Consider the following 286-nt stretch of genomic DNA (forward strand, 5'->3'; position numbering starts at 1 on the left):
GGTCTTGATCAGCTGCTCAGACTGCTCCTCCTTCTCCCTCAATTCTTCCATCTCGGGCAGCACAGACTGCTGAACATAGCGGACGATGGATGCGATCTTGAGCGAACCCCGTAGGGCATAGTTCAAGATATCGTATGGCTCTTGATCACCCAAGTACTTCTGGTCGCTCTCAGTGAGCACCAGGTCATCTACCTGCTCCATATGATCCTCGCAGTCCACCGCCTCGGGGCTCCACATCGGTATGACCCTCCGCGAGCCACCATGCTCACCGGCTCCACCGTCTCAG

1 protein-coding gene is annotated in these 286 nt (G+C 56.6%); it reads right to left on the reverse strand.

The features are described from left to right. Positions 1–237: hypothetical protein (locus tag AABA86_RS34385; protein WP_338309911.1), on the reverse strand; the 237-nt coding region annotated here is incomplete at its 3' end. Positions 238–286: the final 49 nt, after the last annotated feature.

It is taken from the genome of Bradyrhizobium sp. TM233, assembly GCF_036247965.1.
GTDB lineage: Bacteria > Pseudomonadota > Alphaproteobacteria > Rhizobiales > Xanthobacteraceae > Bradyrhizobium > Bradyrhizobium ottawaense.